At 71.3% G+C, this 2,771-nt stretch carries 3 protein-coding genes; all 3 read right to left on the bottom strand.

What is annotated here, in order from left to right; genetic code table 11:
* Positions 1 to 28 precede the first annotated feature (28 nt).
* The 3 genes from QR64_RS14140 to QR64_RS28885 are packed head-to-tail and all read right to left on the bottom strand — an operon-like array spanning position 29 to position 2,683.
* Positions 29 to 256: a hypothetical protein gene (locus tag QR64_RS14140; RefSeq protein WP_039585787.1), complete on the bottom strand. Its 228-nt coding sequence runs from the start codon at positions 254 to 256 to the stop codon at positions 29 to 31.
* 52 nt (positions 257 to 308) lie between these two features.
* Positions 309 to 1,340 carry an HAD-IIA family hydrolase gene (locus tag QR64_RS14135; RefSeq protein WP_019289626.1) on the bottom strand — a complete coding sequence of 344 codons (1,032 nt, stop codon included), beginning with the start codon at positions 1,338 to 1,340 and terminating at the stop codon, positions 309 to 311.
* Positions 1,337 to 2,683 carry a hypothetical protein gene (locus QR64_RS28885; protein ID WP_084222337.1) on the bottom strand — a complete coding sequence of 449 codons (1,347 nt, stop codon included), beginning with the start codon at positions 2,681 to 2,683 and terminating at the stop codon, positions 1,337 to 1,339. Before QR64_RS28885 ends, QR64_RS14135 begins: the two co-directional genes overlap by 4 nt.
* Positions 2,684 to 2,771 lie beyond the last annotated feature (88 nt).

The following is a 2,771-nucleotide window of genomic DNA, read 5'->3' as shown; positions in this document are numbered from 1 at the left end:
TCGCACCCAGCCGGCACCAGTACCACTGCTAACTGCGAAGAGCCGACAAAGCCTGCACGAGGACCTCGTGGGCTCGTTCGAGCAGGTCGGCCTGCTCGAGCAGCACGGACTGATCGGCGCTCTCGGCACCGGGGACGGATGCGCCCTCGCGGACACGCGCCAGCAAAGCGTCGACCTCCTCGCGGACGTGTGCGGGATCGACGGTGGGGCGTGCGCCGGGAAGGTGTTCGCCCGGACGTGGAATCGGCGTGCTCATCGCCGTCCACGCTAGTCGATGGATGCGACCGGGCTACACCCTCCGGTGCGGATCAGACCGTCGCCGCCCACGCGTCCACGACGGACCGCGCCCGCTCGTCCACCGGACGGACCTGTCCGAATCCGGGGTTGGCCCAGGCGATGTCGAGCAGACCCCGCAGCGCCTCCATCGGATCGGCGGCCGACGGCGCGGCGGCGAGGTGAAGATCACCCCCGTCGACCGTGACGTCCCACGAGTCGTGCGATGCGACACGGAGCCGGTCGGCCGGCTGATCGAGACTCGTGAGCGAGGCCGCGACGTAGGTCGGGCGCTGCTCGGCCGGAGCCCGCAGCAGATCGTCGACGGTGCTGACCCCGGTCAGCACGAGCAGGGAATCCGCACCGACGGCGTTGGCGCCTTCGATGTCGGTGTCCAACCGGTCACCGATGACGAGGGGACGACGGGCACCGCCGCGACGGATCGCGTCCTCGAGCAGCGGAGCTGCGGGTTTGCCCGCCACGATCGGGGTCGCGCCGGTGGCGTTGTGCACCGCCGCGACCATCGACCCGTTGCCGAGGACGAGTCCGCGCTCGGTCGGCAGGGTCGAGTCGACGTTGGTGGCCACCCACAGAGCGCCTGCGCGGACGGCGAGCGTCGCCTCCGCCAGGATCGCCCATCCGGTGTCCGGGGAATGCCCCTGCACCACCGCCACCGGATGCGCGTCCGCGGACCGAACCGGGGTGAGGCCGACACCGGCCACCTCCTCGGCCAGGGCCTCGGTGCCGACGACGAGCACCGGCACACCGGCCGGGAACCGCTCGGCCAGCAGGCGCGCAGCGGACTGCGAGCTCGTCACCACCGACGAGTCGTCGGCCGGGAAGCCGAGTTCTCGCAGGTGCAGGGCGACCTCCGACGGCCGGCGGCTGGCGTTGTTCGTCACGTACAGAACGGTGTCGTCACCGGCGGCCAGCGCCTCGCGAGCACCCGGGACGGGTTCGGCGCCCCGGTAGACGGTGCCGTCGAGGTCGAGCAGCAGGACGTCGTAGATCCGACGCAGACTGTCGCTGGAAGCCGTACTGCCGGAAACGTCGGTGCCGTCGGTCACGGCGACTCTCCGGTGAGCTCCTCCACCCGCTCCTCGGCGTCGGTGACGCCTTCGATGTCCGCGCCTGCGGAGTGCAGGAACCATTGCAGGCCTTCTTCGGTCCGCCCGGCGGCGACGAGAGCGTCGGCGTAGGCGTAGAAGAGACGGGCAGCCGGTGTACCGGTCCGCTCGGGGTCGAGATCGGGCGTCTGCAGGGTGACGACGGCCTGGTCGTACTGACCGAGATCCATGCGGGCACCGGCGAGGACAATCCGCAGCTCTGTCGCCTCGTCGCCGGTCAGCTTGCGAGCTTCCTCGCTCCGGCCCAGTTCGAGCGCCTTCTCGGGGCGACCGAGACCGCGTTCGCAGTCGGCCATCACGGCGAGCAGTCCGGTACCACCGGACATGCGACGTGCTGCGCGGAGTTCGGACAGCGCCTCCGCCCACTCTCCGGCGTGGTAGGCGGTGATGCCGGCGGCCTCGCGGACGACCGCGATGCGGCCGGCGCGCTGACGGGCGGCGCGAGCATGGGTGAGCGCGGCGCGAGGATCGTCGTCGAGCAGACGACCGGCCATCACCAGATGCCGGGCGACGGAGTTCGCGTTCGACTTGTCCAGGCTCAGCAGATCGCGGCGGATCGTCGGGTCGAGCTCGGATGCCTCGACGTCGTCGGGGATGTCCGGCTCGTCCGGACGTGCATCGCGGCGCTGCGGTGCGATGCCATCGCGCCCGCGACCCGGACCGAATCCACCTTCACCGCCACGACGACGGGGTGCTCCCTCGCCACGACGGTCGCCGGACTGGGGGCCACGGCGGTCGCCGGAATAGCCTCGCCGGTCGCCGCCACCTCGCTGGTCGCCACCACGACGATCGTCGCGGTTGCCGTAGCTGCGCTCACCGCCGGGACGGTCCGAACCCTGACGGGGACGGTCGCCGTACTGCCGACCACGCTCGTCGCCGCGGCTCGACCGGTCATCGCTGCGGCGGGGGCGGTCGTCGCCTCCGGAACGTTCGCGGTAGGGACGGTCGCTGCGACCGGAACGAGCGTCGTCGCGGCCGCGATCCCGGCGGTCTCCGCCCTGGAAGGAACGGCGGTCGTCGCCACGCTGGGAGCGCTGATCGTCACTGCGCTGGGGGCGCCGATCGTCACCGCGCTGCGGACGGTCGTCTCGTCCGGACGAACGTCCGGCGGATCCGTAGCCACCCTGCCGGCGGTCGTCGCCGCGTCCACGCTCGTCGCGGTCGCGGGGTGCGCGCTCGTCGCGGCTGTCGCCGGCGCGTTCCTCGCGCTCGTTCTTGCGGCCCGACCACGGAGTGGATCCTCCACTCCTGAAGGACCGACGTTCACCGTTGCCGTCGGACACAGAAAAATCCTCTCATGAAAACACGAAAGGGGACCCAAACGAGTGGGTCCCCTTTCGGAACGGGTGTTCGGCGGTGTCCTACTCTCCC

Source organism: Rhodococcus sp. Chr-9 (assembly GCF_000801125.1).
In the GTDB taxonomy this organism is placed as follows: Bacteria; Actinomycetota; Actinomycetes; order Mycobacteriales; family Mycobacteriaceae; genus Rhodococcus; species Rhodococcus pyridinivorans.
The sequence above is the reverse complement of the archived record's forward strand: the minus strand, read 5'-3'. Positions and strand labels throughout refer to the sequence as shown.